Below are 25,247 nucleotides of genomic sequence, written 5' to 3'. Positions count from 1 at the left end.
CATGCGTCCGCGTCGGGCTTTCTAATCCACACTTTGGAGATGTCCGATGATTGACGGCATCCTATCGTTTTCGGTCCGCCAGCGATGGCTAGTGATGATCGGCGTGCTGCTGATGGCCGGGCTTGGCGTGTGGAACTTTACGCGTCTTCCGATCGATGCTGTGCCGGACATCACGAACGTCCAGGTCCAGATTAATACGAATGCACCGGGATACTCGCCGCTCGAAGTCGAGCAACGCATTACGTTTCCGATCGAGACCGCCATGGGCGGACTTCCGAATCTGGTGAATACGCGGTCGTTGTCACGCTACGGACTCAGTCAGGTTACGGTCGTCTTCAAGGATGGAACAGACATCTATTTCGCGAGGCAACTCGTCAACGAGCGGGTTCAGCGGGTGAAGGATGTCCTTCCGACCGGTATCGAGACCGCGATGGGGCCCGTATCGACCGGCCTTGGAGAAATCTATCTGTTCACGGTGGAAGCGAAGGCCGGAGCGAAGCGGGCGGACGGACAAGCCTACAGTCCGACCGACCTGCGCACAATTCAGGACTGGATCATCAAGCCCCAACTTCGAAATGTCTCGGGCGTCGTTGAGGTCAACACGATTGGCGGCTTCGAGAAGCAATTTCACGTACTTCCGAATCCCGCTCAGTTGATGGCTTACAAGCTTAGTTTTCGCGAAGTCATGGCCGCGCTCGCGGCAAACAACGCCAACGTTGGCGCGGGATACATCGAGCGCAATGGCGAACAGTATCTCGTCCGGACGCCGGGTCAGGTCGCGAACATCGATGAGATCAAGCAGATTGTTATCGGATCCCGCAATGGAGTCCCGGTTCGCATCTCCGATGTCGCGGACGTGAGGGAGGGCAAAGATCTACGGACCGGTGCGGCCACGCTCAACGGAAATGAGATGGTAATGGGCACCGCGATGCTCTTGATCGGCGAGAACAGTCGATCCGTTGCGCAGCGCGTTGCCGCCAAGCTCGATCAGATCGGTCGTTCCCTTCCAGACGGTGTCGTGGCCCGCGCGATCTACGACCGGACACATCTGGTTGATGCAACGATCGCAACCGTCGAAAAGAACCTCGTCGAAGGCGCGTTGCTGGTCATCGTGATCCTGTTTCTTATCCTCGGAAACTTTAAGGCCGCGATCGCCACAGCTTTCGTAATCCCACTCTCGATGTTGTTCACGATCACGGGGATGTTCCAGAACAAGGTCAGTGCCAATCTTATGAGTCTTGGCGCGATCGATTTCGGCATCATCATCGACGGAGCCGTGATCATCGTCGAAAACTGCCTGCGTTTGCTGGCTCACGAACAGGAACGAAAAGGTCGAATCCTCACACGCGAAGAGCGTTTCGAGACGATCCTCGCCGGATCTCGCGAAGTCATTCGGCCGAGCCTTTTCGGCACATTGATCATCGCGGTGGTCTATCTGCCGGTCCTTACCCTGACGGGCGTTGAAGGCAAGATGTTTACGCCTATGGCGCTGACGGTGCTTCTTGCGCTCCTCGGCGCCAGCATTTTGTCGATGACTTTCGTTCCCGCCGCTGTCGCGCTGATGGTGACCGGGCGAGTATCGGAGAAGGAGAACTGGTTCATGCGCGGCGCGCGGCATGTTTACGTGCCGCTTCTTGAGAAATCGATCACGTATCGCAAATCTGTCGCCATCTTTGCCGCGGTTCTGATTGTCGTCAGCGGTTTTGCCGCGTCGCGGATGGGAGGTGAATTCATTCCGAGTTTGGACGAGGGAGATATCGCGGTCCAGGCCTTGCGTGTTCCGGGGACCAGCCTGACGCAATCGTTGGAGATGCAGAAACTGCTCGAGAAGCGGCTTTTGAAGATCCCGGAAGTCAAAGAGACCTTCGCCCGAACCGGCACCGCCGAAGTTGCGACCGACCCGATGCCGCCATCGATCTCCGACGGCTACGTCATGCTGAAGCCACGTGACCAATGGCCTGATCCCAAGAAGCCTAAGTCCGAGGTCGTCAAGGAAGTCGAGAAGGCTGCCGAAGAGATCGCGGGGAGCAGCTACGAAATCTCGCAGCCCATTCAGCTTCGCTTTAACGAGCTGATTTCGGGTGTCAGAAGCGACGTCGGCGTCAAGATATTCGGCGACGATCTGGAAGTGCTGGCGCAGGTCGCCGGGCGGGTTCAGTCCGTTCTCCAGACAGTGCAGGGCGCTGCCGACGTGAAGACCGAGCAAGTCTCGGGTCTTCCGGTTCTGACCGTCAAACTTGACCGTCAGGCGCTTGCCCGATACGGAATCAGCGTCGCTGACGTCCAGAATCTTGTCGAGATCGCAGTTGGAGGCAAAACCGCAGGTCTCGTCTTTGAGGGCGATCGTCGTTTCGATCTGGTGGTGCGTCTTCCAGAAAATCTCCGCTCGAACGTGGAGGCGATCAAAGCGCTTCCGATTCCGCTGCCGCCGCTCGAGAACCAAGCGAAAGCAATGCCTGCACTCTGGGGCAACTCGCCACTAGCGCAGATACGATATGCGCCGCTCTCCGAGCTTGCTGTGATCGACCTTGCACCGGGCCCAAACCAGATCAGCCGCGAGGACGGAAAGCGCCGCATCGTCGTCTCAGCCAACGTGCGTGGACGGGATCTCGGATCGTTCGTCGCCGATGCGCAGCGCCAGATCGCGGAGAAGGTCAAACTTCCCGCGGGCTACTGGATCGGCTGGGGCGGACAGTTCGAACAACTCGTCTCCGCGACCCAGCGGCTGACGATTGTCGTCCCCATCGCTCTATTGCTGATCTTCATACTGCTTTTCGTCAGCCTCGGGTCCGCACCGGATGCATTGCTCGTCTTCAGCGGTGTCCCTCTCGCACTGACCGGAGGGATATTTGCACTGATCTTGCGCGACATTCCGCTCTCGATCAGTGCGGGCATCGGTTTCATCGCGCTGTCGGGCGTCGCTGTCCTCAATGGTCTGGTGATCATCACGTTCATCGAGCGTTTACGCCACGAAGGCAAAAAGATCGTCGAGGCGGTCGAGGAGGGCGCGCTCACGCGGTTGAGGCCGGTGTTGATGACGGCGTTGGTCGCTTCGTTGGGATTCGTCCCGATGGCAATCGCGACCGGGGCCGGCGCAGAGGTGCAGCGACCGCTGGCGACTGTCGTTATCGGCGGCATCATTTCTTCAACTCTACTTACCCTTCTGGTCCTTCCAGCACTCTACGTCCTGTTTAGACGCGAAACCCCGGCGTCTGAAGACGCCATAACTCAACACTGAAAAGGAGCTACTTCATGAGAGCTATTCTGATTCTGACTGCGATGTTGTTGTCCGCGGTTCCCGCGACGGCTCAACATGCTCACGGTTCGAAAGGCCCAAATGGGGGCATGATGGAGGATGTAGCGGGTGTGCATGCCGAGCTCATCACTTTCGGAAACACCATCACGTTCAACATTGTCGATGAGGCCAGCAAGCCGGTTGCCACGAATGGTTTTACGGGTTCGGTTCTCGTTACAAGCGGTACCGAGAAGGAAACGATCACTCTATCGCCCGCGGGCGATAGCGCATTGAAGGGAGAAGCCAAGAAGGCGATCCCCACCAATGCGTCCGTGACGCTGATGTTGAAGACGAAAGCGGGCAAATCCGGCCAAGCAAAGTTCGCGAAATAGACCAATGCGAGCAGCAACGGACAACTCCATGACGATGAAGTCGAGCTTTCGACATGCTGGCTTTACTGATGCGTCAGAAACCGCGAGGCGTTTATCTCGACAGCGGGCCCATCGTCTGTCGATCCAGTTGACCGCTGGGACGCTGCTTCTGGCGGTCGCTGGTTCATGGTCCGGAGCTGAGGCGCAGTCCACCAAAGGCAAGGTCGTCGGCCTGGGAGCAGCCACGTGCCAGCGGTTCAAAGATGACGTGAAGTCCAACGCCATACTCCGTCGCGATTACATGGCTTGGGCGCAAGGCTTTATGAGTGGAATGCTGGCGAGCCAGCCGGGCGGGGCTGACGAACAGATCAATCTCAACCCGGTCACGTACGACCTCGTCAGTCAGTTGCATTTTCTCGAAGATCACTGCTCTCAGAATTCGGCGCTCCGGTTTTCCGAGGCCGTCGCGGCGCTCTTTCAACGGCTGCTCAAGGAAAGCAAGACATGACTGTCCACACCGGAGTTCCAGCCAGACCCTGGACGACGACCCTTCGATCACATTCTTCGGGGTCCGATGTCGCGGCACCAAGCTCATGAATGTCTCGATTTGCGGTAACAGGAGTCGCCGATGACCCAAGAAACGCTGGTGACAACGCGCATGCGGATCGAGGGAATGGACTGCGCTTTCTGTGCGATCAAGATCGAGAACGCGCTGAAGCGCGTTGCCGGTGTCGCGGAAGTCAATGTTTCCGCGACCGGAGGGACTGTCATTGTAAAACATGACCTTCCGGACACGGAAACATTGCGCGTCCGGATAGTGGCTCTGGGCTACAAGGTTATTGGCACCGAGCACGTGTTTGCAAAGGTGGACCCAACTGTAGGTCAATCAACGCACGCGCATCAGGACGGTCACTCCCACGATCATGGTCCAATCGATGGATCTTGGTGGCGGACGAGTAAAGGACTTCTCACGATTGCGTCCGGATCGGCTTTAGCCGCAGCATTTCTGCTGGGGAAGGCATTTCCGGCGACGGAACGCTGGGCGTTTCTGATAGCCATGCTGGTCGGGCTGATCCCGATCGGAAGACGAGCTATCTCCGCGGCGCTCACGGGCACGCCATTTTCGATCGAGATGTTGATGACGATCGCGGCCATCGGCGCGGTCTTTATAGGCGCAACGGAGGAGGCGGCCGCAGTCGTCTTCCTGTTCCTGATCGGAGAACTGTTGGAGGGCGTTGCTGCGAGTCGTGCGCGCGCCAGCATCCAAAGTCTAACCGAACTCATTCCAAAGACCGCGAGGCTCGAAGAGAACGGCCAGGTGCGCGAAGTTCAGGCCGATACGCTTGCGGTAAGTGCGATGATCCAGGTCCGGCCCGGCGATCGCATCCCGGCGGACGGCATCATCGTTTCTGGAGAGAGTTCGATCGACGAAGCGCCGGTCTCCGGGGAAAGTATGCCTATCCGAAAGGGGCCGCAGCAAAGTCTGTTCGCCGGCACGATCAACGGCGATGGGCTGCTCAGTGTTCGGGTCACCGCTGCAGCCGCTGACAACACGATCGCACGGGTCGTTCGGCTGGTCGAGGAAGCTCAGGAATCAAAAGCACCGACTGAGCGATTCATCGATCGTTTCTCTCGCTACTACACGCCGGGCGTAGTCGTCGTCGCAACCCTAATCGCGACCCTCCCGCCGTTGCTCATGGGCGGTACGTGGAATGAGTGGATCTACAAAGGACTGGCTATCCTCCTGATCGGCTGTCCCTGTGCTCTGGTGATTTCGACACCGGCTGCCATTGCTGCCAGCCTGTCTGCCGGCGCGCGGCGTGGACTTCTGCTGAAGGGTGGGGCCGTGCTGGAGCAGATCGGCAAGATCACGATGGCCTGTTTTGACAAGACGGGCACGCTCACCGCCGGAAAACCGCAAGTCACCGACATTGTTTCGTTCGGTACCGCAGAAGCTGATGTGCTGCGGGTCGCCGCGGCACTCGAGTCAGGATCCAGTCACCCGTTGGCGACGGCTATCCTGGCGAAAGCCTCGGAGCAGAAGTTATCGTTACCACAGGCTTCGGATTCACAGGCCATCGGCGGAAAGGGCGTCCGTGCGACGGTCGATGGCAAACAGATCGTTCTGGGTTCGCCCCGGGCAGCCGGCGATATTACGGCACTGAGCGACGAGCAAAACAGTCGCATTGTGGCGCTGAACGATGAAGGCAAGACGGTATCAGTGGTGCTGATCGACAGGGTGCCTGCCGGCGCCATCGCGATGCGGGACGAACCTCGTCCGGATGCGGCGAGAGGCCTGAAGCTTTTGGCGGATATCGGCATTCGAACCTTGATGTTGACTGGCGACAATCGGCGCACGGCGGCGGCGATCGGCAAGCAACTTGGAATCGAGGTGCAGGCTGAACTGCTTCCACAAGACAAGCAGCGAATTGTCGGTGAGCTTCAGAAGGAGGGCTTCTCTGTTGCCAAGGTCGGCGACGGCATCAACGATGCGCCGGCGCTCGCCGCTGCGGACGTCGGGATTGCGATGGGTGGCGGTACCGATGTCGCGCTGGAAACTGCCGACGCCGCTGTGCTTCACGGCCGCGTCGCGGACGTGGCCGCTATGGTCGATCTGTCGAAGCGGACGATGCTGAATATCAAGCAAAACATCACCGTTGCGCTCGGTCTCAAGGCAGTTTTTCTCGTCACCACGGTCGCCGGCGTGACGGGGCTGTGGCCCGCCATTCTCGCTGACACCGGAGCGACCGTGGTGGTGACATTGAATGCATTGCGCCTGCTGAAGCCACCCAGGATCTGATACGACATCCGTTCTCGAGGCAACATTCGCTTGAACAGAAGGATAGCAACATGGGTTTCGACCAGTACCACGAACCGCCGGAAGAACTTTCGCAGGAAACTCGCACCTTCGCGCGGATGATCACTTCTCTGATCGAGGAGGCGGAGGCCATCAGCTGGTACGAACAGAGAATGTCTGTCGAAAAAGACAAAAGCGCCAAGGCGATCATGGCGAACGCGCAGAAGGAAGAGTTCAAGCATTTCGGAATGAATCTGGAGTTTCTTTTACGCAAGAAGACAAACTGGCGGATCGAACTGCAGGGCATCCTTTTTACGAAGGGCGATATCGTGAAGCGCGGGGAGGCTGCCGAGAAGAAACTCGATTGATCTGACATGGAGAATAGTCATGGAGGAGAAAAGGATAGGCCCACGGACAAGGGTGCTGAAAGCCGGCACGATTGCCTTCGGCGGCGCCGTCATCGACTGCATCGTCCGAAACATGAGTACTTCCGGAGCGTTGCTCGAGGTCGCGAGTCCTCTCGGCATTCCACTCCATTTCGTCCTCGTCATCCCTTCGGATCACATTTCTCGATCGTGCCGGCGGATCTGGGTGTCCGAACGGCGCATCGGGGTTCTCTTCGATCGCACGAACGAAGGCACGCCAGTGCAGACAAAAGGAAACGTCTCTTGAAAAGACGGTCGGCAATCCCGCTCGCAGCGTTTTTGCTGATGTCCCTGCAGGCCAGCGGGCAGTCGGCGGCGCGCAGCGGCATGGCCACGGAAAGACCTTGGGCATCCGAGCACATTGAGGGGCTCCCGGCCGACATTAGACGGCGAATAGTTGCGCTTGAGCGCGTGTGCGGCAATGCGGCAGCCGCCGCCCATTACTTCGCGGTGTCGATCGAGGCGGGAGGCCAGCGCTTTGTGTCGCTGCATTTCGAGGAATTCGCCTGCGGGAACCGGGCAGCCGTCTGCAACGGTAACGGCTGTCTCCATGAGATCTACGCGGAGTCGCGTGGCCGCTATCGGATCGTATTTAGCAGGAAGGCTTTGGATGTGAGGATGACGAACGCCGGAGGAATTGCCGGCTTAGAGGTCTCGCAACCCAATACCAAGGAAACATATCGGTGGAACGGTCGTGGCTTCACGCCGGTCCGAACCGTAAGAAATGGACCATAGATGGCGTCTTCAATTATCCAGCACCTCCATCTCGGAGGCGCGAGCCTCAGCTATCGTAAGAAATTTCGGCTGTTCTTTACGGTTGTGGCTGTCGTCCTGGTGCTCGGATGCGTCAAGATCGGGGTGCACTATTTCGGATTCGAGTTTCTCGAACTGAACGCGCTGCTGACCAGCGGAATTGGCGGTGCCATCTTCATCATTGGGTTCCTTCTCTCTAGCATCCTCGCCGACTACAAGGAGGCTGAGCGCATACCAGCCGACATTCGCACCTCGATCGAGGCGATCGACGGCGATCTCGAATCGTTCGCTGCAGTCAACAAGGATTTCGATCTGCGCGAATGTCGGCAGATCCTGTTGGCGACGATTGACAAATTGCGCGCAGGTCTAAGCCATGCGCGCAATCACAAGGACATACCCCCCGTCTTGGAAGAGCTTGCAAAGTTGACGCCGATTTTCGGGCGCCTCGAAGGGATGGGCATGGCGGCGAATTTCGTCGTCCGCCTGCGGACGACGCAGGATGTATTGCGCAGGTCGATGTTGCGCATCTATCAGATACAGCGGGTCGAGTTCGTACCGTCCGTTCACGTGCTGGTACAGACGCTGGTGTTCTCCATTGTGATCATGATGCTCTTTCTAAAGACGGAGGGGGACCCGGCATCCGCAATGATGTTCGGCTTCATCTCCTACATGTTTATCTACGCGTTGTACCTCGTCCGTCTTCTGGAGCAGCCCTTCGCAAGGGGGCATGGATCTCTGGACGACGTCAGTTTCTTTCTGTTCGACGAACTCGAAGAAAGGCTGCGAAAGGCGCTCGGCGGGGGCGCCGCCACGCAGCATAACAAACACGCGGAGGTCTAGCGATGCACGGCGGAGGTTCGACGGGAACTGCAGCAGCAAAACACGCAAATCGACTGCGTTGGGCACTGGCGCTGACCGGCACCTACATGATTGCAGAGGTGGTCGGTGCCTTGGTTACCGGCAGCCTGGCGCTGCTCGCGGACGCGGCGCACATGTTGACCGATGTCGGCGGCCTTGCGCTGGCGCTGCTCGCGATCCGTTTCGCGACGCGTGAGGCCACTCCACAATTGACCTACGGTTATTTGCGAACGGAGGTGTTATCAGCGCTTACCAACGCCGTAGTTTTGCTATTGCTGACAGTCTACATCTTGTACGAGGCGTATCAGCGCTTTCTAGCGCCGCCAGAAATTCTGAGCGGCCCGATGCTCATTGTCGCGGCGATCGGCCTCGTTGTGAACTTGATCAGTATGCGGTTGCTGGCCGGCGGGTCATCCGAAAGCTTGAACGTCAAGGGCGCCTATCTGGAGGTGCTGGGCGACATGCTGGGATCCGTCGGCGTTATTTTCGCGGCCTTGATCATCATGTGGACGGGCTGGCGATTGGCTGATCCGATTATGGGTGCCGGCATTGGCCTGTTCATCGTGCCAAGGACATGGACCCTCCTAAAACAAGTGACGCATATCCTGATGGAGGGCACGCCGCCGAATATCGATCTGGCATTACTGGAACGGAAGCTCATGGACATCCCCGGTGTGACCGCTGTTCAAGATATGCACGTCTGGACTGTGACGTCCGGGTTTGACGCAATGAGCTGCCATCTCGTCGTCGCTGACATCTCGAAGGCCAGAGACGCACTGCAGAACGCCCGCCGCGTGATGAAGGATAATTTCGGTATCGACCACGTCACGATCCAAGTCGAAGACGACGTCTTGAGGGCGGAGGAGGCTGTGCTGCATGTCTGATGTCGAATACCGGCCCGCCACGCGTGGCGCTGCACCGCTTGCAGAAGTTCTATCCCTATGCCGCAGCACTCTTAGGGCGAATGACGCCAGACAAATTCATCCACCTTCGTGAGGGCGTGTGGCCATGATCAGAAGCATCGAGATGGTGACTCTGCTGCAGACCTTGATCGCGGCCGAGCAGGGCAGCTTTCACAAAGCTGGGATGCTGCTCGGCATTCCCGCATCCACGGTCAGCCGCCGCGTCAGGAGTCTGGAGAACCAGCTCGGCGTCAGACTGTTCGACCGCCATCGCCATGGCATCCGTCCGACCGCCGCCAGCAACGCGTTTCTCAAACCGATCCGTCGCATACTCGACGAACTCAACACGGTGTTGATCAATGCCAAAACCATCGCGCGCGGCAAGGCCGGCGCGCTGCACATCGGCCTCTACGTTTCGCCGTCGACGGGCCAGTTGCGAACGGTGTTGCACGAATACAAGAACGCCTTCCCAAATGTCGACGTACAGTATGTGGAGGGAGAGCGCAGCCTCCTGATGGAGCGGCTCAACGCGGGTTCGATCGATGTCGCCATCGTTGTCGGTCATTTCCGCAGCGGCATGCATGACATCGTCCCGTTATGGTCCGAGAAGATCTTGGTCGCGATGGCAGCAACACACTCCCTCGCCGACAAGGCGACGTTGACGTGGGACGATCTGCGCACCGAACATATCCTGCTCGGCCGCGATCCCGGTCCCGAGCTCAGGGACCATTTGTTGTCCAGACTCAACGCATCCGGCGATCTGCCGGCCATTCGTCACTCCCATATCGGTCGCGATTTCGTGCTGAGCCTCCTCGATATCGAATCCGACGTCACCCTGCTGTACGAGGCTGACACCGGAGCGCAGCACCCCGGCGTCATCTATCGCGAGGTGGTCGATGACGAGGGGCCGAGCCTGGTGCCTTACTTCGCGTGTTGGATCACCAGCAACGATAATCCGGCGCTTCAGCACTTCCTCGATCTGCTTCGTCAGCACAAGGGTCCGCAGCGTCAGCCGCACAGCATACGTCCCCGTTAGTCCTGTTGCGCGGGTTTCGCTTTGCGCGCCTGCAGGAACGCGCGATCGGTCGCCATAAAGCGCGCGAGCATCGGAGCGATCAGCTTTATCGGATCGGCTTGCTGTCCTGTCTCGCGAGTGAGCACCTCGGCGTAGACGAGGAGATCGCGGTGCACTGACCCCGGCAATTCGGTGGCGATCTTCACAGGTTTATCGTTGTTGAGGGGACCTAGCTTGAGCTTTGCCATGGGGCCATCCGTCATGTCTTGTAGGGTGTGAGCACGAGATCGCGGTTGACGATCACCCTCACCGGAAAGCCCGGCCGGATGGTGAGTGTCGGTTGTACGTTGAGTTGACGACGCACCAGGGTCTGGCCGCTCTGGTTGATCGTATCCTGGCTGCCGCGGCGCAGCGCGCGAACCAATGAGTTGTCGCCGCTGAGCACGAGTTCGCTGCCGATCCCAAGCAAAGTCGAGATAGCCGCCGCTTGCAGAAGATTGCCCCAGTGATAGTCGACGCCATCCTCGAGGCCGGCGTACCCTTGCGTATCCGCGCCGGATTGCCGCTCCAGCACAATCGACTTGCCGTTCGGCAAGATGATACGATTCCACACCAGCAGCACACGCGATTGGCCGAACGAAATCTGGCTATCATATTGTCCGATCAGCCGCGCGCCTTGCGGGACCAACAGATATTTGCCCGTGGGACTGTCGTAGACATTCTCGGTGACCTGCGCGGTGATTTCACCCGGCAGGTCCGAGCGGATGCCTGTGATGAGCGCCGCCGGAATAACTGCGCCGGCTTGCACGATGTAGCGCGACGCTGGCTTCTCGATCCGGTCCGGACTGACGGTACGCTTGTCGGCGGTAGCATTCACGAAAGCGAGCTTGCGATCCTGCATGTTCTGCAACGCGTCCGGATCGAGCGGCGGCTTGCCGTCGGCCGCAGTCGCATTGGCCGTGGACGTTGCGGGAGACGCGGCGCTGCTTGCCGGAGACTGCCGCACATTGGTGCTGGCGAAGACGCGGCTGACGCGGGCCGCTTCGTTCTCCTGCACGATCCGCTGTTCGCCGGCATCGAGCCCGCCGCTTGAAGCGCCTTGCGCCGCAAGGATCGGCCGGCCGAGATCGCCGGGAAGGGGCGGACCGAGTTGCGGCACCGTGCGCGGCGGCGGTGTGTCGCGGGGCAGTCCTGCATAGTCCTTCGGCAGTGTCGCAAGTCCGTCCGCTGTGGTCTTGTGGTCGGTGCTGTAGAGTTCGGTGCCATTGTCCTGGCGCGCCGAGCGCGATTGCAGCGCCCAGATCATCGCGCCGAGCACGGCGATACCGACGATGCCGCCGAGCCCGGCCAGAACTTTACGTGACAAACGCGTCACGCGCGGTCGCTCAGGCCGCAGCCGCAATTGCGCCGTGAGCGCGTCATCGGGATGGGGATGCGGATCACTCACCATAGTTTCCATCCGTCGGTGCGCACGATCCGCACTTTTTGCTGGTTGTCGCCACCGAGACGCAGTTCGGCGGCCGCGAACAGCCGGTCGACGATGTAGTAGTTCCGCCTGGCGCGGTAGTTGACGAGTTCAGCGCCGCCGTCGCTGCCGATCACGAACAGCGGCGGCATCTCGCCTTGCGTAATGCCGTGCGAGAACTCGATATAGACTTTCGAGCCGTCATCGAACACTTGGCTGGGTCGCCACGGCGGTGTGTCGCCCTCGATGCTGTAACGGAAACGCAATTTTCCGAGATCCAGGCCGCTGTCGATCGGTGCCGCGGCATCGGCAGCCACATTCTGCCGGCGCAGCGCGATCAACTGGTCTTGCGGATATTGCCACGACACCGAGGCCATGTAAGTCGTCTCGGTGGAGCGCAGCTCCATCAGGTAGGTCCGCCGGTCCGTGTTGATGATGAGATTGGTGGTGAGATCCGCCCGCGTCGGCTTGGCCAGAATATGAATCCGCTTGGTCGGACCAGTACCGCTTTCGGTATCGCCGATTACCCAGCGCACCGTATCCCCGGCGGCCACCGGCCCGGAGCCGACCAGTTGCTCGCCCTCTTGTAACGCGATGTCTGTCACTTGGCCCGGCGCCGTATAGACTTGGTAGAGCGCGCCATCGACAAAGGGATAGACCTGCACGGCGTTGAGATAGCCATGTCGCGTCGGTTGAACCCTTGCGGCGTCGTTGGCTTTGGCGACCCGTTCCTTGGGATCCTTCGGCTCTGGTTTGGCGGTGGTCTTGCCGGGCAGCGGTTTGAGCTGGCCGGGAAGGGGGAGGATCTTGGGGAGTTCCAACACCTCGACCGGCTTCGGCGGTTCGGCCTGCAGCACCGCTGGTTCCAGATCGTCATAGCCGATCTGAGGCGGTTTCCAGGCGCAACCGGCCACCGGGAGGGCGCACAATATAATGTGTAGCAGGGACCGGGGTCGCATCAGCCGAGCTCCTTTGACCAGTTGAGGGCATGAATGAAGACCCCAAGCGGATTGCGGCGCAGCTTCTCTGCATCGCGAGGGGTCTCGATGACGATGGTGAGAATGGCGGTCCAGCGTTCGGTCGCAGCGAGGCTGCCGTTCTCGTAGCGGCGCTCGACCCACGCGATCCGAAACGAATCCCGCGAGGCGCGGATCACGCTGGAGACATCGATCGCAATCTGGATCTTGCCGACCTTCGTGAAAGGATCGTTGGTGCGGGCATAATCATTGAGCGCGATCGCGCCGCGGTCGGTGACGAAGTCGTAAGCGGTCAACCAGTTCTGCCGCACGATGATAGGATCGACCGGGATCGAACGCACCTGCTCGATGAAGCGCGCCAGATGCCAGGCGATCTGACCGTCGGTCGGTTTGTAGTCAGCGATCGCCGGCGCTACGGCTTGGGTCTGGCCGAGCTGATCGACCTGCACCACCCACGGCACCACGGAGCCGCGCATCGCGTGCCAGACGAGCCCTCCGGCCAATCCCGCGGCGAGCGCGAGATTGCCGAAAGCGATCAGTCGCCAGTTGCGCGCCTGCACCCGCGCCGAGCCGATGCGCTCGTCCCAGACTTGAGCGGCCTTTTGATACGGCGTCTCGGGCACTGGCGTCTTGCCGTAGCGGACGCTAGGTCTGCGGAATGGATTCATGCGCGGTCATCCTGGCTGAGAGGAACAGAATTCGATCCACCGCCATGATCGCCGGAGCGGACCGCGTGGGCGGCGGTCGATGCGCCGCTCTTCATGGTCTGAACGCGGTGCAGACGTTGCGCCCAGGTCGGGGCGCCGGCGCTTGGTGAGGACGATGCTGATGAGGGAGAGGAGGGCGACATCCCGGCGAGCGAGCCAACGCCGCGTGCGCCGGCACCCATCGCGCTGCCGGCGATGCTGGCGCCGGCGCGGGCTCCCATAGCGCCCGCCACGCCCAGTCCGCCAGCCGCGAGCGCCGTGCCGACCGCGGCTCCGGCGCCGAGTTGCGGTGCACCTGACACGAGGCCCGCCGCGATCGATGGCGCGAAGATGCCGAGCCCGAACAGCGACAACGACGCCAGCATGATCGCGAGCGCGTCCTCGATGGTCGGCTGATTGCCGGCAAAACCTTGCGTGAACTCGGAGAACAGCGAGGTGCCGATACCGACGACGACGGCGAGCACCAGGATCTTGACGCCGGAGGCGACGACGTTGCCGAGCACCTTTTCGGCCAGGAACGACGTCTTGTTGAACAGCGCGAACGGGATCAGCACGAAGCCGGCCAGCGTCGTCAGCTTGAATTCGATCAGGGTGATGAAGAGCTGCACCGCCAGGATGAAGAAAGCGGCGACGACGATCACCCAGGCGACCAGCAGCACGAAGATCTGCACGAAGTTCGTGAAGAACGAGACGTAGCCCATCAGGCCGGAGGCAGCCTCGAGCAACGGCTTGCCGGCATCGACGCCGACCTGGGCGAGCTTGCCCGGCCGCAGGAAGTCGGCTGAGGAGAGCGCCGATCCGGCGGCCTTGAGCCCCAATTGGGAGAAGCTCTCGAACACCACACGGCACAGGCTATTGAAGTTGCCGATGATGAAGGCGAAGAAGCCGATATAGAGTGTCTTCTTGATCAGGCGCGCGATGACGTCTTCATCCGCAGACATCGCCCAGAACAGGCCGGCCAGCGTAATGTCGATGCCAATCAGCGTTGTGCTAAGGAACTGGACATCGCCACCGACCAGGCCGAAGCCGGAATCGATGTAGCGGGTGAACACGTCGAGGAAGTGATCGATGACGCCGGTGTTGTTCATGGCTCACTTCCCCATCGGTGGCGGCAGGATGCGCTGGCGCGCTTCCGCCCAGGCGCTTTGGCAATCGGCATCGTCGGCGGCAGCTTTTGGCCCCAGCGCGCTGCAGCGCAGGAGGCGGGCATCGAGCGGATCGCTCGCCGGCGGCGGAGCCTCGTCGCGGGCTTGCCGCAACGGAATCGTGCAACCGGTCGTGACGAGGGCGATCAACGAGAGGGCTGCGGTGCGAACGAGCGTGATCATGCGCGGCCTCAGTGGAACATCTGAACGGATTGCGGCTGATAACCCCGGCCGTTGGTCAGGAACCGGCGCACTTGCTCGCGGGCCTGGTCTTCGCCTGCCGTTTGACGCGCCTGTTCGATCGATTGCGCGCGGCCTTGCGCGGCGACGAGCGCGGTGAGATCAGCCATCTGCCGGGCCTGCACTGCGAGCAACTGGTTGCCGGCTTGCGACACTTGCAGCACGCCGACCGCCGATTGGCTGGCACCAACCAAAGTGTCGGTATGCGACTGCGTGGCAGGGAGATTGTTGACGGTGGTCGCGCCGACGCTCATCGCATGCTGGAACGCCGAGACCGAGGTCTGCCAGCGATCACGCGCGCCATCGACCAATTTCTGATCGCTCTGTGACGCGCTGAAGCCCTGGTACTTCTGGAACGTCCGCTCGATCGCCTGGACGTCGTAGGCGATCCTGTCGGCCTGCTTGAGCAGGTTCTGGGTTTGCGTGAAGGTGCGGTCGATGTCGTTGAGCAATGACGTCGGCAGGCTGGTGAGATGCCGCGCCTGATTGAGCAGCATCTGGGTCTGATTCTGCAGCGCCGTGAGCTGGTTATCGATCTGCTTCAGCGTATTCGCCGCCGTCATCAGGTTCTGGCTGTAGTTCGACGGATCGAACACGGCGATCTGCGCTGGGCAGGGCGTGGCCGCGAACAGGGAGGCCGATATCGTGACGACGGCTGCAAGCGAACGGATACGAGTCATGGCGATGGCTCCGTGACGAGGGTGGGGAGGAGGTCGGCAGTCCAATCGCTGCCCTTGCGGCGCAGCCAGGCGGCGGCGAACCCGTCGCGGCCGTAATCGGCGACGAGTTCGGCGATGGTGACCTGGTCGGTCTTGGAGGACGCCGCGGTGAAGGCAAGCGCCACCTCGCCGAGGCCAAGCTCGAACAGGCGGTTGCCGCGGCGGGACTGGCAGTAGTAATCGCGCTTCGGCGTTGCCCGGCTGATGATCTCGATCTGGCGATCATTGAGCCCGAAGCGGTGATAGACCGTCATGATCTGCGGTTCGATCGCGCGCTCGTTCGGCAGGAACAGCCGTGTCGGGCAGCTCTCGACGATAGCGGCGGCGATCGCACTGCCCTCGATGTCGGCCAGCGACTGCGTGGCGAACACCACCGAGGCGTTCTTCTTGCGCAGGGTCTTCAGCCATTCGCGCAATTGTTGCGCGAAGCCGATGTCGTCGAGCGCCAGCCAGCCTTCATCGATGATCAGCAACGTCGGTGAACCGTCGAGCCGGCCTTCAATGCGATGGAATAGATAGGAAAACGCGGCGGACGCTGCGGCGCTGCCGATCAGGCCCTCGGTCTCGAACGCCTGTACCGGCGCATCGCCCAAGCGTTCGGCCTCGGCATCGAGCAGGCGGCCGAACGGCCCGCCGAGGCAATAGGGCCGCAGCGCTTGTTTCAGCGCGCTCGACTGCAGCAGTACGGAAAGGCCTGTCAGTGTTCGTTCGCCAACGGGCGCGGAGGCCAGCGACGTCAGCGCCGTCCACAGATGTTCCTTGGCCTCCGGCGTGACGGTGATGCCCTCGCGGGCGAGAATCGACGCGATCCATTCGGCTGCCCAGCCGCGCTCAGCGGCATCGTCGATCGCGGCCAGCGGTTGCAAGGTCACCGACATCGCGCTGTCATCGGAGAGAGCACCGCCGAGATCGTGCCAGTCGCCGCCCATCGCGATCGCCGCGGCACGTATGCTGCCGCCGAAATCGAACGCGAAGATCTGGCTGTGCGCGTAGCGGCGGAACTGTAGCGCCATCAGCGCCAGCAGCACGGACTTGCCAGCGCCGGTCGGACCGACGATCAGGGTATGGCCGACATCGCCAACGTGGATAGAGAACCGGAACGGGGTCGCGCCTTCGGTCTTGGCAAAGAACAGCGGGGGTGCACCGAGGTGCTCGTCCCGTTCCGGTCCCGCCCATACCGCCGAGAGCGGGATCATATGGGCGAGATTGAGGGTGGAGACCGGCGGCTGCCGGACATTGGCGTAGACATGGCCGGGCAGGGAGCCGAGCCAGGCTTCGATTGCATTCACGGTCTCGACGATGCAGGTGAAGTCCCGGCCTTGGATCACCTTTTCGACCAGCCGTAGCTTCTCGTCAGCGGTGCGCGGATCGGCATCCCACACCGTGATCGTCGCGGTGACGTAGGCCTGGCCGATCATGTCGCTGCCGAGTTCTTGCAAGGCGGCGTCGGCATCGGCGGCCTTATTGGCCGCGTCGGTGTCAAGAAGTGTCGAGGCCTCGTTGGTCATCACCTCCTTCAGAATGGCCGCGACCGATTTGCGCTTGGCGAACCACTGCCGGCGGATCTTGGTGAGCAACTTCGTGGCGTCGGTCTTGTCGAGCATGATCGCCCGCGTCGACCAGCGATACGGAAACGCGAGTTGGTTCAACTCGTCGAGCACGCCGGGGAAGGTCGCGGTCGGGAATCCGATAACGCTCAGCGTGCGCAGATGCTGCGATCCCAATCGCGGTTCGAGACCGCCCGCCATCGGTTCATCGACCAGCAGCGCATCGAGCTGCATCGGAATCTCGGGCACTCGGACGCGATGGCGCTTGGTCGAGATGCAGGCGTGCAGGTAGGTCAGCGTCTCGCTATCATCGAGCCAGGCCGCGTCCGGCACGAAGCCTTCGATCAGTTGCAACACGCGTCCGGTGCGATCGATGAAGCCGCGCAGCACCTCGTGACCGTCGACGCCGCCGCGCTCGCGCCCTTCATAGAGCCAGGCTTCGGCGCGCGCGGCGTCTTCCGCCGGGGGCAGCCAGCACAGCGTCAGGAAATACGCGCTCTCGAAATGCGCTTCTTGCTCCTCGAATTGTGCCCGGCGTTCGGCATCGACCAGCGCCGAGACGGGGTCGGGGAAGCGGCTGTCGGGATAGCGGTTGGCGGCGTTGCGCTGCGCCTCGACGAAGATCGCCCAGCCGGAGCCCAGACGTCGCAACGCGTTGTTGAGACGCGCGGTCGTACCGACGAGTTCTGAAGGTGTCGCGGAATCCAGATCTGGTCCGCGAAACCGCGCGGTGCGCTGGAAGCTGCCGTCCTTGTTGAGCACGACGCCGGGCGCGATCAGTGCGGCCCAAGGCAGGAAGTCGGCTAAGAGAGCAGGGCGCTTGCGATATTCTGAGAGGTTCATCATCGCGCTCACCCTCCAAAATGCGCGGGGTAGCGCAGGTGACGTCGCACCACGTCGACGAATTGCGCGTCGCGCTTGGCCGCCCAGACCGCGGCCGCGTGTCCGATCGCCCACAGCAGAAGTCCCGGAATCCATAGACGCAGACCGAGGCCGATCGCGGCGGCGAGCGTGCCGTTGGCGATGGCGACCGTGCGCGGCGCGCCGCCGAGCAGGATCGGATCGCTCAAGGAGCGATGCACGGGCGCGTAAAAGCCGGGGACGGGTTCGACGATGTCGGCCATCAGATCACCGCTCCCCCGCCGAACGAGAAGAACGACAGGAAGAAACTCGACGCCGCGAAGGCAATCGACAACCCGAACACGATCTGGATCAGCCGCCGGAAGCCGCCGGATGTGTCGCCGAAGGCAAGAGTGAGACCGGTGGTGACGATGATGATCACCGCGATGATCTTGGAGACCGGCCCCTCGACCGATTGCAGGATCTGATTGAGCGGTTGCTCCCACGGCATGTTGGAGCCGGCCGCGTATGCCGGCAGTGTGGTGAGGGCGACTAGGACTGCCGCAAGGGTGAGACGATGCGACGGACGAGCGCGATGGACGATCATGACCGGTCACTTTCGGGGATGGTTTCGGGATTGCTTGAGAGGAGGACGTAGTCGCCGGCAGGCGACAGCTCACGGACCGCGGCCAGTTCGGCGACGCGTCGTTGCGAGCCGCGGCCTTCGAGGACGACGATGAGATTGATGGTCTCCGCGATCAGCGCGCGCGGCACGGTGATGACCGCTTCCTGGATCAGTTGTTCGAGACGGCGCAGCGCGCCGATGGCCGAGCCCGCGTGAATGGTGCCGATGCCGCCGGGATGGCCGGTTCCCCAGGCTTTGAGCAGCTCCAGCGCCTCGGCGCCGCGCACTTCGCCAACGGGGATTCGGTCTGGCCGCAGCCGCAATGAAGAACGCACCAGATCGGAGAGCGACGCGACGCCATCCTTGGTGCGCAGCGCCACGAGGTTCGGTGCCGCGCATTGCAGCTCGCGGGTATCCTCAATCAGCACCACGCGGTCTGACGTCTTGGCGACCTCCGCGAGTAATGCGTTGACCAGTGTGGTCTTGCCGGTCGAGGTGCCGCCGGCGACCAGGACGTTCTTTCGCTTCTGGACTGCGAGGCGCAGCAGATCGGCCTGCCTCGGCTGCATGATGCCGGCCGCGACGTAGTCCTCGAGGGTGAACACCGCAACCGCTGGCTTGCGGATCGCAAACGTCGGTGCGGCGACGACCGGCGGGATCAAGCCTTCGAACCGCTCACCAGTCTCTGGCAATTCGGCAGAGACGCGCGGCGAACCCGGATGGACTTCGGCGCCGACGTGATGCGCAACCAGGCGCACGATGCGCTCGCCATCAGCCGGCGACAGCCGCTCGCCGGTGTCTTCCAGTCCACCCTTCAACCGATCGATCCAAAGCCGGCCGTCGGGGTTGAGCATCACCTCGACGACGGAAGGCTCCTCCAGCCACGCGGTGATCGCAGGCCCGAGCGCCGTGCGCAGCATGCGCGCGCCACGTTGCGTCGCTTCGGATCGATTGGATTGGTTTGCCACCCCGGTCCCCACCGTTTGAGACCGCCGATGGCGATCCCGTCGTGGGGATGATTAGAAAAGGCATGATCCGGGCGGACGCAACAAGGATCAGATGGCGGTCGTAGGATGGCGTATGAAAACAGGTAATTGGCGGAGTCACCGGGCCACGGTCACTCGCTCCCAACAATGATCGGAATTATGAGGGCTAAGCCGCGCGCGTGCCGGCCGTTGATCGGCCCGGGGTTAGACGCCCGACGCGATTTGAATCGACCGGTACGAGGGAAAGGGAATATCTCGCCCTCGCGGAGGCGTTCCGGCCTTGCTCTTCGCATTCCCGGGCATAAGTCTCGACCATTTCCGCGTCGTGGCCGAGCAGCATGCTCGCGATACGCCGTGCTTGCGCTGCGCGGGACTGCCAGACTGACGGATCAGACAATTGGATTTCGGCCATGGCACGACTCAGTCGAGGGCGACTTTGGGAGATTTTGGGGCGATAAAATACGAAGTACAGTCCTTGCGATTTCCCGTCTTTCGAGTCCTTCGACCGATTCGGGAACAATCCCATAGACGTGTCTGACTGCAACACATTAGGCCGCAGATAGTGTTCGCAAAAGTCGGCCCGATGAAAACAGATGACTAGGTGGTTGAAGCGGTGGTGCCGTCTAACCAGCCTGGCGGGACGAGCTTTTGGTCGTTGCGCCATTCGTGCGCGAGCGTGACCCCTTCAATTTCGCCCCATACATCTGGTCCGGCATGATCCAAGACGATTACTTGAAGTTGCCCTTTGGCCCGGATAGCTTCTCGACCCAAAGCTTCGAACACCGCTCTTACAGCGGCGATGTCTTCATCACGAGTACGACCGGGTCGATCTTCATATTCGGCAGAAGCAAATCCTCTTGGGAAGTAAACCTGACTGGGTTGATCGTAGATTGCCAATCCTGGGACCGGGTGATGGGGCGTTTCAATGAAGAAGCGTTGGAGCGCCATTGTGACAGCAACGTGATACGCGAGCCAGTTCGCGCCGCTACCTATTTCCCACAAATAGTCCTCTCTCTCAGTATGTATGACTTTGATTGTTAAATCATTGATCACAAGTTGTATTGGGGCATTGGGCCATTCGGCATCGAGCGTCGGAATAATCGTGGCTGCGATGTTTTCGATTTGCCGCAGGGCATTTTGTGTCTTTCGGGAGACCTGAGTTTCCGAATAAATCGCACGTAGTTGTTCAATCTGCTCCCTGATACCAGCGACTTCCTCAGCGAGCTCGGAATTGTCGTCCGCTCTATCGAAGGATTGTAAGGCTTGTTCCAGCCGGCCAACGAACCGCTCAATGCGGTCCTGCCGGTAGGTTGCTGCACGGACCTGTTCCGATCGTTGCTCGAGCAGGGCAATCGTCTGCCGTGCGTTCGCCAACCTAGCTGTTGCTGCTTCAACTTCGGCTCTCAACCGTAGTCTCTCTCTGTCGAATGCATCCGAAAGGCCCGGCTGCGTCCGAATTTGAACGTCTAGGCCCGCCAACGCCTGCGCCAATGTATCGAGCTTATCTCTGCCCCCGTCGCCTAGCGTGACAAGTGGATCATCTGAATCTTGCGTTCGGGTGCGAAGCCAGCCGGCGATATCCAAACGGTCACGCTGAATGCGGACAGCGGAACCGTAGTCTTCGCTGTTGTTTAGTAGCCGTTGGATCTCACTTAGCCGTTGTCTGCGCTCAGCAAGCTCTGCGGCGGCTTCATTCTCTTCCTGCCGAAGTGCTCCCAACTGCTGCAATGTCGGGTCGATTGAATCCAGCGACGTAAACGCTGTTCTTGTATTCGCCCCGGCAGCACGTCTTAAAAGATCAATGATATTGATCCACTCCGCAGGAATCTGAGTGCCGACAGGAAGCAAACCAAGCTCGATGGCATTGCGTACCCATGCTTGGGTCTCGATCTGCCAAGCGGATACCGCCTTCTTCACCGATTCCAACGCTGCTTCTTTCCGCCGGAGATCTTTTTGCAGTCTCTCGATTTCCCAGCGCGCCGCAAGCATTTCGGGTGTTAGCGCGCCGAGAACATAGGGAAAGATAGCTTTGAGCTTTTCGCGATGTTCTGTTGTATCGGCGTTGAAGAACAGCACCATTGGGTTAGCAACGACGTACTGTGGCTGAAACGTGAATGCGACAAGATCCCGGAAGCTGACGCGGGCATTGTAGCCGACTTCGGTGTCTGGATTCAGGCGTAGTTGCGACAATCCAGCCAGTTCGTCGAGCATTCGCTTCACCGAATCGGCGGTTGTGTTTTTTTCCGGCGTGTCTGTCGGAACCTCGACTGCGTCACCCTCAAGAAGAAACATATCCCCGGTTTGTCGGGCTTCGCCAGGCTCACGTCGAGCCAAAAGCTTCTGGCCAACCATCGTGTCGATGACGATTCCAAACCACGAACAGGTGTTTCGGATCGTGCCAACGGGAATTCCGCATTTTCCCGACGCTAAGCAGTAGTCAATTATGGGAATGACAGCGGATTTACCGGTTTTCGATGCTCCACTGATTACATTGACCATCCCTGGTTCGAATTCAAGAATTCGCGGAGCATGTCCGGCCTTCGACCATAAGATGAGTTTACGGATCTGGAAATGCATCAGGGCACGACCTGCAATAATGCAAACGCTTGTCCGATGGGGAGGCGCGCAAACCAACGGCCGAGCTTTTCTGCGTTCGTCACATGATACTTCACACGTTCGGGAGAGAGTGGTGGCTTCGCATCATTTGATCTCACGGCTGCTGTTTCGTAATCCACATGCAGCAGGCTGCTTGCAATGCCGGCAGCGACGGACTCGAGTGTCAACAAACGCATTGCCATGGCTCGATCATGAATGGCGAGAAGTTGCTCGCGATGGTCGCTAAGCTTTGCAACGAATTTGCTGAGACCAGAACTCTGGTTTGTCGACCGTATGATATTCAGGGTTGGCTTATGCAGAAGCAGCGGCAGAACAAGAAAAAAGGGCGTCAATGGTGGTAGATCGCCCACCTTTTCGGCCTGATATCCACGACCAAAATTCCACAGAAGCTGCGCACCGAAGGCGGGGTTTTGTACCAAAGCGACTGGTGATAGTTCCAAATCCGACACAGCGGCCTCATTCCGGGGGGAACAGCGTTTGATATTGAGGGTGCCACCCGAGACGGCGGCCGTCGGCTAAACAATTGTAGGCTCCCGCGATAAAATGCGAGGGTAGGGTCTGACCATCGAGAGGAAGGGTAGTCGCCGCACATTTGCGATAGAGCGCGCGCCCCCTTGCTGGTTCGCTAAGCGAGGATTGAACGTCCTCGATCTCATCCCTTGCAATTTTATGTTGTCGCTCAAGCTGTCTGTCGAGATCGTTCAGACTGTCGTCAATGATTCGACCATCGTCAGCCCAATGCACTTTATCCGCCGTCGTTTTGAGGAAATCGCTTACGGCTGTAACAAGCATGTCGGACGTGGCGTCGACAGCTTCCAATTGGCGAACGAATACCGGAGCGCTGTCGACCAGCGCAGTAATCGTTTCCGATGAGGGCTCTGGCGCGGTCGAAACCAACAGATTGGTCAAGTTGGAACGCCGGCTGAATGTTTGAAAGCTCTGTCGAAAAACCGTCGCCAAGATGAGGGGAAGTTGTTTGTCGCGGATTAATTTGTCGATGCGATCCCGCGCCATTCCGATGGCGGCGGCACAGAGGTCGTCCAATGCCTCGGCGGGGATTCCAGCGCGAAGCAGTTCGCGTATTCCCTCCACTGGATCGGCATCAATTACCAGCTGGAAGCGCCTAATAATTACGCTGCAGATATCTTCGCCGGCTTCCAGGAAACGCAGAATATGAGGACTACATCCCGCGTTGGGTTTCTTAGTATTGATTAGTTTCTTGATTTTCTTCAGCGCCTCTGCTGCGCCTTCCGGCGTTGCCGCGGCGTGGAGCTCGTGAACCAAATCTCCCGTCTTGGCGGAGACAATATACAATCTAAAATCAGTCGTCTCTGGTGCGATCGTTTTGGCGACGCAACGGTCAGCCCAATTGGCAAACGTCTTCCAGAGATCGTCTGAGCGGTCGGCCGCTGGATTGCCATCGATCGCGCTTTTGATCTGCTCTAAGAGTACAGTCCCATCCGCTCGATGCACGGCGACATCGTCGAAATACTCAAGGGAAACGACGTCGCCATCGGGAACCCGAAGTAGGTGATGGCATAGGCGGAGCTGCTGCAGCGAATAGCCGAGGTATTGACCAGCCGCGGCCGTCTTCAAGGGCTTTTCAAGCTCGACCAGGCTCATGCGGTCCTTCAGAAGTCATTAAGTTCGTTTCGGGGGATCGACGCGCGACAAGGCGTTAGCTGGATACGCCCCGAAGTTGAAGAAAATGAACACTCGCCCGAAGAGTAAAGCGCTGGCGAGTTCCTCGTCATGGAAAAAATCGAATCTTAAGCAAAATACTGACGTTCTGCCACAGAATGTCAATATATAAGTTGACGTTTCAACAGGAACGTATAGTTATACATTGACATCTAAGCTCTCATGTAAACAAATAAGTTGACAATATGAGCGTCAAACACCTCGCAATAAAGCAATATCGTGAAATTGTAGATCGGGCGGCCGCCGCGGTCGACAAGCAGCTCAGCCGCCCGTCTGAGGGCTGGATTGCAACTACCCGCACGGCACTCGGAATGTCGGCCGCACAACTTGCTCGCCGTCTCCGTGTCACTCGCGCTCGCGTGTCTCAAGCCGAACATGCAGAACTTTCTGGGGGCGTAACCCTAAAAACTATGCAGTCAATGGCTGAGGCGATGGGTTGCCGTTTTGTCTACGCGATCGTTCCCCAGGATGCTTCCATCGAGAACGCCATTAAAGCCCAAGCCCACCGAAAAGCCGTAGCCCTAGTCAATAAAGCCAGCACACATATGGCTTTGGAGCGACAGTCTCTGTCGGTGGCGAAAAATAAGGAGGAAATAGAGCGCATCGCTAGCGAGCTAATGCACACCATGCCGGCTGACTTTTGGGCCGCCGACTAATGAATTCAATCTCCAACGAGCCCGAAGGTGCGACACCCGTCGACCCAGCTCAGATGGAAGGACTCAAATTCGGGCACGTCACAACGCGCGAACAGCTAAATGAATTGGAGCAAGCCAACGTTCAAAGCGGGTTGCTTTGGATTGGTCGCCGTCGCAAGAGCGATATCCTGACTGAACAATTCATGTTGGAACTACACCGGCGATTATTCGGCGAAGTGTGGAATTGGGCAGGGCAATTTCGCGAGCGAGAGACTAATATCGGAGTAGATCCGCTTCAGATCCAAGTGCAGCTTCGAATGTTGTTGGACGACGCGCGATATTGGGCTGAACATGGCACTTATCTGCCGCTCGAAGCTGCGGCGCGTTTTCATCACCGGTTGGTTCAAATTCATCCGTTTGCGAACGGCAATGGTCGCCATGCCCGCATCGCCGCTGACATCTACCTTGCCGAGCGATTAAAACAACCGCCGATCGATTGGGCTGCCGGTCACGATCTGCAAAGCGACAACGAGCGGCGCAACAGCTACATTGCAGCTTTGCGGGCTGCCGACGCCGGTGATCACAATCTCCTTTCGAGGTTTGTGGGTATCAATATCTGAGCATCTTATACAAGCAGACGGGTGCCAGACATTGCGCACCGGCTGGTAATGTGCTGTGGACTGGCGAA

The 25,247-nt window shown here is 59.8% G+C and carries 26 protein-coding genes; 12 read left to right on the top strand and 14 right to left on the bottom strand.

Features of this window, described 5'->3' with window-relative positions; translation table 11 throughout:
* The first annotated feature begins 46 nt into the window (after positions 1-46).
* From HMPREF9695_RS12025 to HMPREF9695_RS11980, 10 genes are all read left to right on the top strand, one after another.
* Positions 47-3,238, top strand: a complete 3,192-nt coding sequence (locus HMPREF9695_RS12025) for an efflux RND transporter permease subunit (RefSeq protein ID WP_006021131.1) — start codon at positions 47-49, stop codon at positions 3,236-3,238.
* A gap of 14 nt (positions 3,239-3,252) precedes the next feature.
* Complete coding sequence (locus tag HMPREF9695_RS12020) at positions 3,253-3,627, top strand: hypothetical protein (protein WP_006021130.1); 375 nt, start codon at positions 3,253-3,255, stop codon at positions 3,625-3,627.
* Between the two features lie 28 nt (positions 3,628-3,655).
* Positions 3,656-4,114 carry a hypothetical protein gene (locus HMPREF9695_RS12015; protein ID WP_006021129.1) on the top strand — a complete coding sequence of 153 codons (459 nt, stop codon included), beginning with the start codon at positions 3,656-3,658 and terminating at the stop codon, positions 4,112-4,114.
* Positions 4,115-4,234: 120 nt separating this feature from the next.
* Complete coding sequence (locus HMPREF9695_RS12010) at positions 4,235-6,406, top strand: heavy metal translocating P-type ATPase (protein ID WP_006021128.1); 2,172 nt, start codon at positions 4,235-4,237, stop codon at positions 6,404-6,406.
* 50 nt (positions 6,407-6,456) lie between these two features.
* Positions 6,457-6,771, top strand: coding sequence for a ferritin family protein (locus tag HMPREF9695_RS12005; protein WP_006021127.1), 315 nt, complete (start codon positions 6,457-6,459; stop codon positions 6,769-6,771).
* A gap of 19 nt (positions 6,772-6,790) precedes the next feature.
* Positions 6,791-7,075 carry a PilZ domain-containing protein gene (locus HMPREF9695_RS12000; protein ID WP_006021126.1) on the top strand — a complete coding sequence of 95 codons (285 nt, stop codon included), beginning with the start codon at positions 6,791-6,793 and terminating at the stop codon, positions 7,073-7,075.
* Positions 7,072-7,563: a hypothetical protein gene (locus HMPREF9695_RS11995; RefSeq protein WP_006021125.1), complete on the top strand. Its 492-nt coding sequence runs from the start codon at positions 7,072-7,074 to the stop codon at positions 7,561-7,563. The genes HMPREF9695_RS12000 and HMPREF9695_RS11995 overlap by 4 nt, the downstream gene beginning before the upstream one ends.
* Positions 7,564-8,421 carry a hypothetical protein gene (locus tag HMPREF9695_RS11990; protein ID WP_006021124.1) on the top strand — a complete coding sequence of 286 codons (858 nt, stop codon included), beginning with the start codon at positions 7,564-7,566 and terminating at the stop codon, positions 8,419-8,421.
* A 2-nt stretch (positions 8,422-8,423) separates the two neighbouring features.
* Positions 8,424-9,323: a cation diffusion facilitator family transporter gene (locus HMPREF9695_RS11985; protein ID WP_006021123.1), complete on the top strand. Its 900-nt coding sequence runs from the start codon at positions 8,424-8,426 to the stop codon at positions 9,321-9,323.
* Positions 9,324-9,447: 124 nt separating this feature from the next.
* Positions 9,448-10,377 (top strand): LysR family transcriptional regulator, encoded by a 930-nt coding sequence (locus tag HMPREF9695_RS11980; RefSeq protein WP_006021121.1) that lies wholly within the window; start codon positions 9,448-9,450, stop codon positions 10,375-10,377.
* Here the strand turns inward: HMPREF9695_RS11980 and HMPREF9695_RS11975 are convergent.
* The 14 genes from HMPREF9695_RS11975 to HMPREF9695_RS11910 form a co-directional block, all read right to left on the bottom strand.
* On the bottom strand, positions 10,374-10,604 hold the full coding sequence (locus HMPREF9695_RS11975; RefSeq protein WP_006021120.1) for a DUF2274 domain-containing protein: 231 nt from the start codon (positions 10,602-10,604) through the stop codon (positions 10,374-10,376). The genes HMPREF9695_RS11980 and HMPREF9695_RS11975 overlap by 4 nt on opposite strands.
* A gap of 11 nt (positions 10,605-10,615) precedes the next feature.
* Positions 10,616-11,806, bottom strand: a complete 1,191-nt coding sequence (locus HMPREF9695_RS11970) for a TraB/TrbI/VirB10 family type IV secretion system protein (RefSeq protein WP_006021119.1) — start codon at positions 11,804-11,806, stop codon at positions 10,616-10,618.
* Positions 11,800-12,780, bottom strand: coding sequence for a P-type conjugative transfer protein TrbG (trbG, locus tag HMPREF9695_RS11965; RefSeq protein ID WP_006021118.1), 981 nt, complete (start codon positions 12,778-12,780; stop codon positions 11,800-11,802). Before trbG ends, HMPREF9695_RS11970 begins: the two co-directional genes overlap by 7 nt.
* On the bottom strand, positions 12,780-13,466 hold the full coding sequence (gene trbF, locus HMPREF9695_RS11960) for a conjugal transfer protein TrbF (protein WP_006021117.1): 687 nt from the start codon (positions 13,464-13,466) through the stop codon (positions 12,780-12,782). Before trbF ends, trbG begins: the two co-directional genes overlap by 1 nt.
* Positions 13,463-14,593 carry a P-type conjugative transfer protein TrbL gene (gene trbL, locus HMPREF9695_RS11955; RefSeq protein WP_006021116.1) on the bottom strand — a complete coding sequence of 377 codons (1,131 nt, stop codon included), beginning with the start codon at positions 14,591-14,593 and terminating at the stop codon, positions 13,463-13,465. Before trbL ends, trbF begins: the two co-directional genes overlap by 4 nt.
* Positions 14,594-14,596: 3 nt before the next feature.
* Positions 14,597-14,833, bottom strand: coding sequence for a putative entry exclusion protein TrbK-alt (gene trbK-alt, locus HMPREF9695_RS11950; RefSeq protein ID WP_006021115.1), 237 nt, complete (start codon positions 14,831-14,833; stop codon positions 14,597-14,599).
* Between the two features lie 8 nt (positions 14,834-14,841).
* The gene (gene trbJ / locus HMPREF9695_RS11945) at positions 14,842-15,570 is read right to left on the bottom strand and encodes a P-type conjugative transfer protein TrbJ (protein ID WP_006021114.1); all 729 of its coding nucleotides are present in this window, start codon (positions 15,568-15,570) and stop codon (positions 14,842-14,844) included.
* On the bottom strand, positions 15,567-18,002 hold the full coding sequence (trbE, locus tag HMPREF9695_RS11940; protein WP_006021113.1) for a conjugal transfer protein TrbE: 2,436 nt from the start codon (positions 18,000-18,002) through the stop codon (positions 15,567-15,569). Before trbE ends, trbJ begins: the two co-directional genes overlap by 4 nt.
* Before the next feature lie 5 nt (positions 18,003-18,007).
* Complete coding sequence (locus tag HMPREF9695_RS11935) at positions 18,008-18,280, bottom strand: VirB3 family type IV secretion system protein (RefSeq protein ID WP_006021112.1); 273 nt, start codon at positions 18,278-18,280, stop codon at positions 18,008-18,010.
* Positions 18,280-18,603, bottom strand: a complete 324-nt coding sequence (locus tag HMPREF9695_RS11930; RefSeq protein WP_006021111.1) for a TrbC/VirB2 family type IV secretion system protein — start codon at positions 18,601-18,603, stop codon at positions 18,280-18,282. Before HMPREF9695_RS11930 ends, HMPREF9695_RS11935 begins: the two co-directional genes overlap by 1 nt.
* Positions 18,600-19,541, bottom strand: a complete 942-nt coding sequence (gene trbB / locus HMPREF9695_RS11925) for a P-type conjugative transfer ATPase TrbB (RefSeq protein ID WP_006021110.1) — start codon at positions 19,539-19,541, stop codon at positions 18,600-18,602. Before trbB ends, HMPREF9695_RS11930 begins: the two co-directional genes overlap by 4 nt.
* A gap of 663 nt (positions 19,542-20,204) precedes the next feature.
* Positions 20,205-22,184 carry a DUF3732 domain-containing protein gene (locus HMPREF9695_RS11920; RefSeq protein ID WP_006021109.1) on the bottom strand — a complete coding sequence of 660 codons (1,980 nt, stop codon included), beginning with the start codon at positions 22,182-22,184 and terminating at the stop codon, positions 20,205-20,207.
* Positions 22,184-22,672 (bottom strand): three component ABC system middle component, encoded by a 489-nt coding sequence (locus HMPREF9695_RS11915; RefSeq protein ID WP_157223931.1) that lies wholly within the window; start codon positions 22,670-22,672, stop codon positions 22,184-22,186. Before HMPREF9695_RS11915 ends, HMPREF9695_RS11920 begins: the two co-directional genes overlap by 1 nt.
* Before the next feature lie 7 nt (positions 22,673-22,679).
* A complete protein-coding gene (locus tag HMPREF9695_RS11910; protein ID WP_006021107.1) occupies positions 22,680-23,846 on the bottom strand; it encodes an ABC-three component system protein in 1,167 nt (388 codons plus the stop codon).
* Between the two features lie 263 nt (positions 23,847-24,109).
* On the opposite strand from HMPREF9695_RS11910, the gene HMPREF9695_RS11905 reads away from it, so the two are divergent.
* Together HMPREF9695_RS11905 and HMPREF9695_RS11900 are read left to right on the top strand one after the other, a co-directional pair.
* On the top strand, positions 24,110-24,580 hold the full coding sequence (locus tag HMPREF9695_RS11905; protein ID WP_041711724.1) for a mobile mystery protein A: 471 nt from the start codon (positions 24,110-24,112) through the stop codon (positions 24,578-24,580).
* Positions 24,580-25,179, top strand: a complete 600-nt coding sequence (locus HMPREF9695_RS11900) for a mobile mystery protein B (RefSeq protein ID WP_006021105.1) — start codon at positions 24,580-24,582, stop codon at positions 25,177-25,179. Before HMPREF9695_RS11905 ends, HMPREF9695_RS11900 begins: the two co-directional genes overlap by 1 nt.
* The last annotated feature ends 68 nt before the right edge of the window (positions 25,180-25,247 follow it).

The sequence above is a fragment of the Afipia broomeae ATCC 49717 genome (genome assembly GCF_000314675.2).
GTDB lineage: Bacteria > Pseudomonadota > Alphaproteobacteria > Rhizobiales > Xanthobacteraceae > Afipia > Afipia broomeae.
Note: the sequence above shows the minus strand (reverse complement) of the source record. Positions and strands in the feature narration are given on the sequence as shown.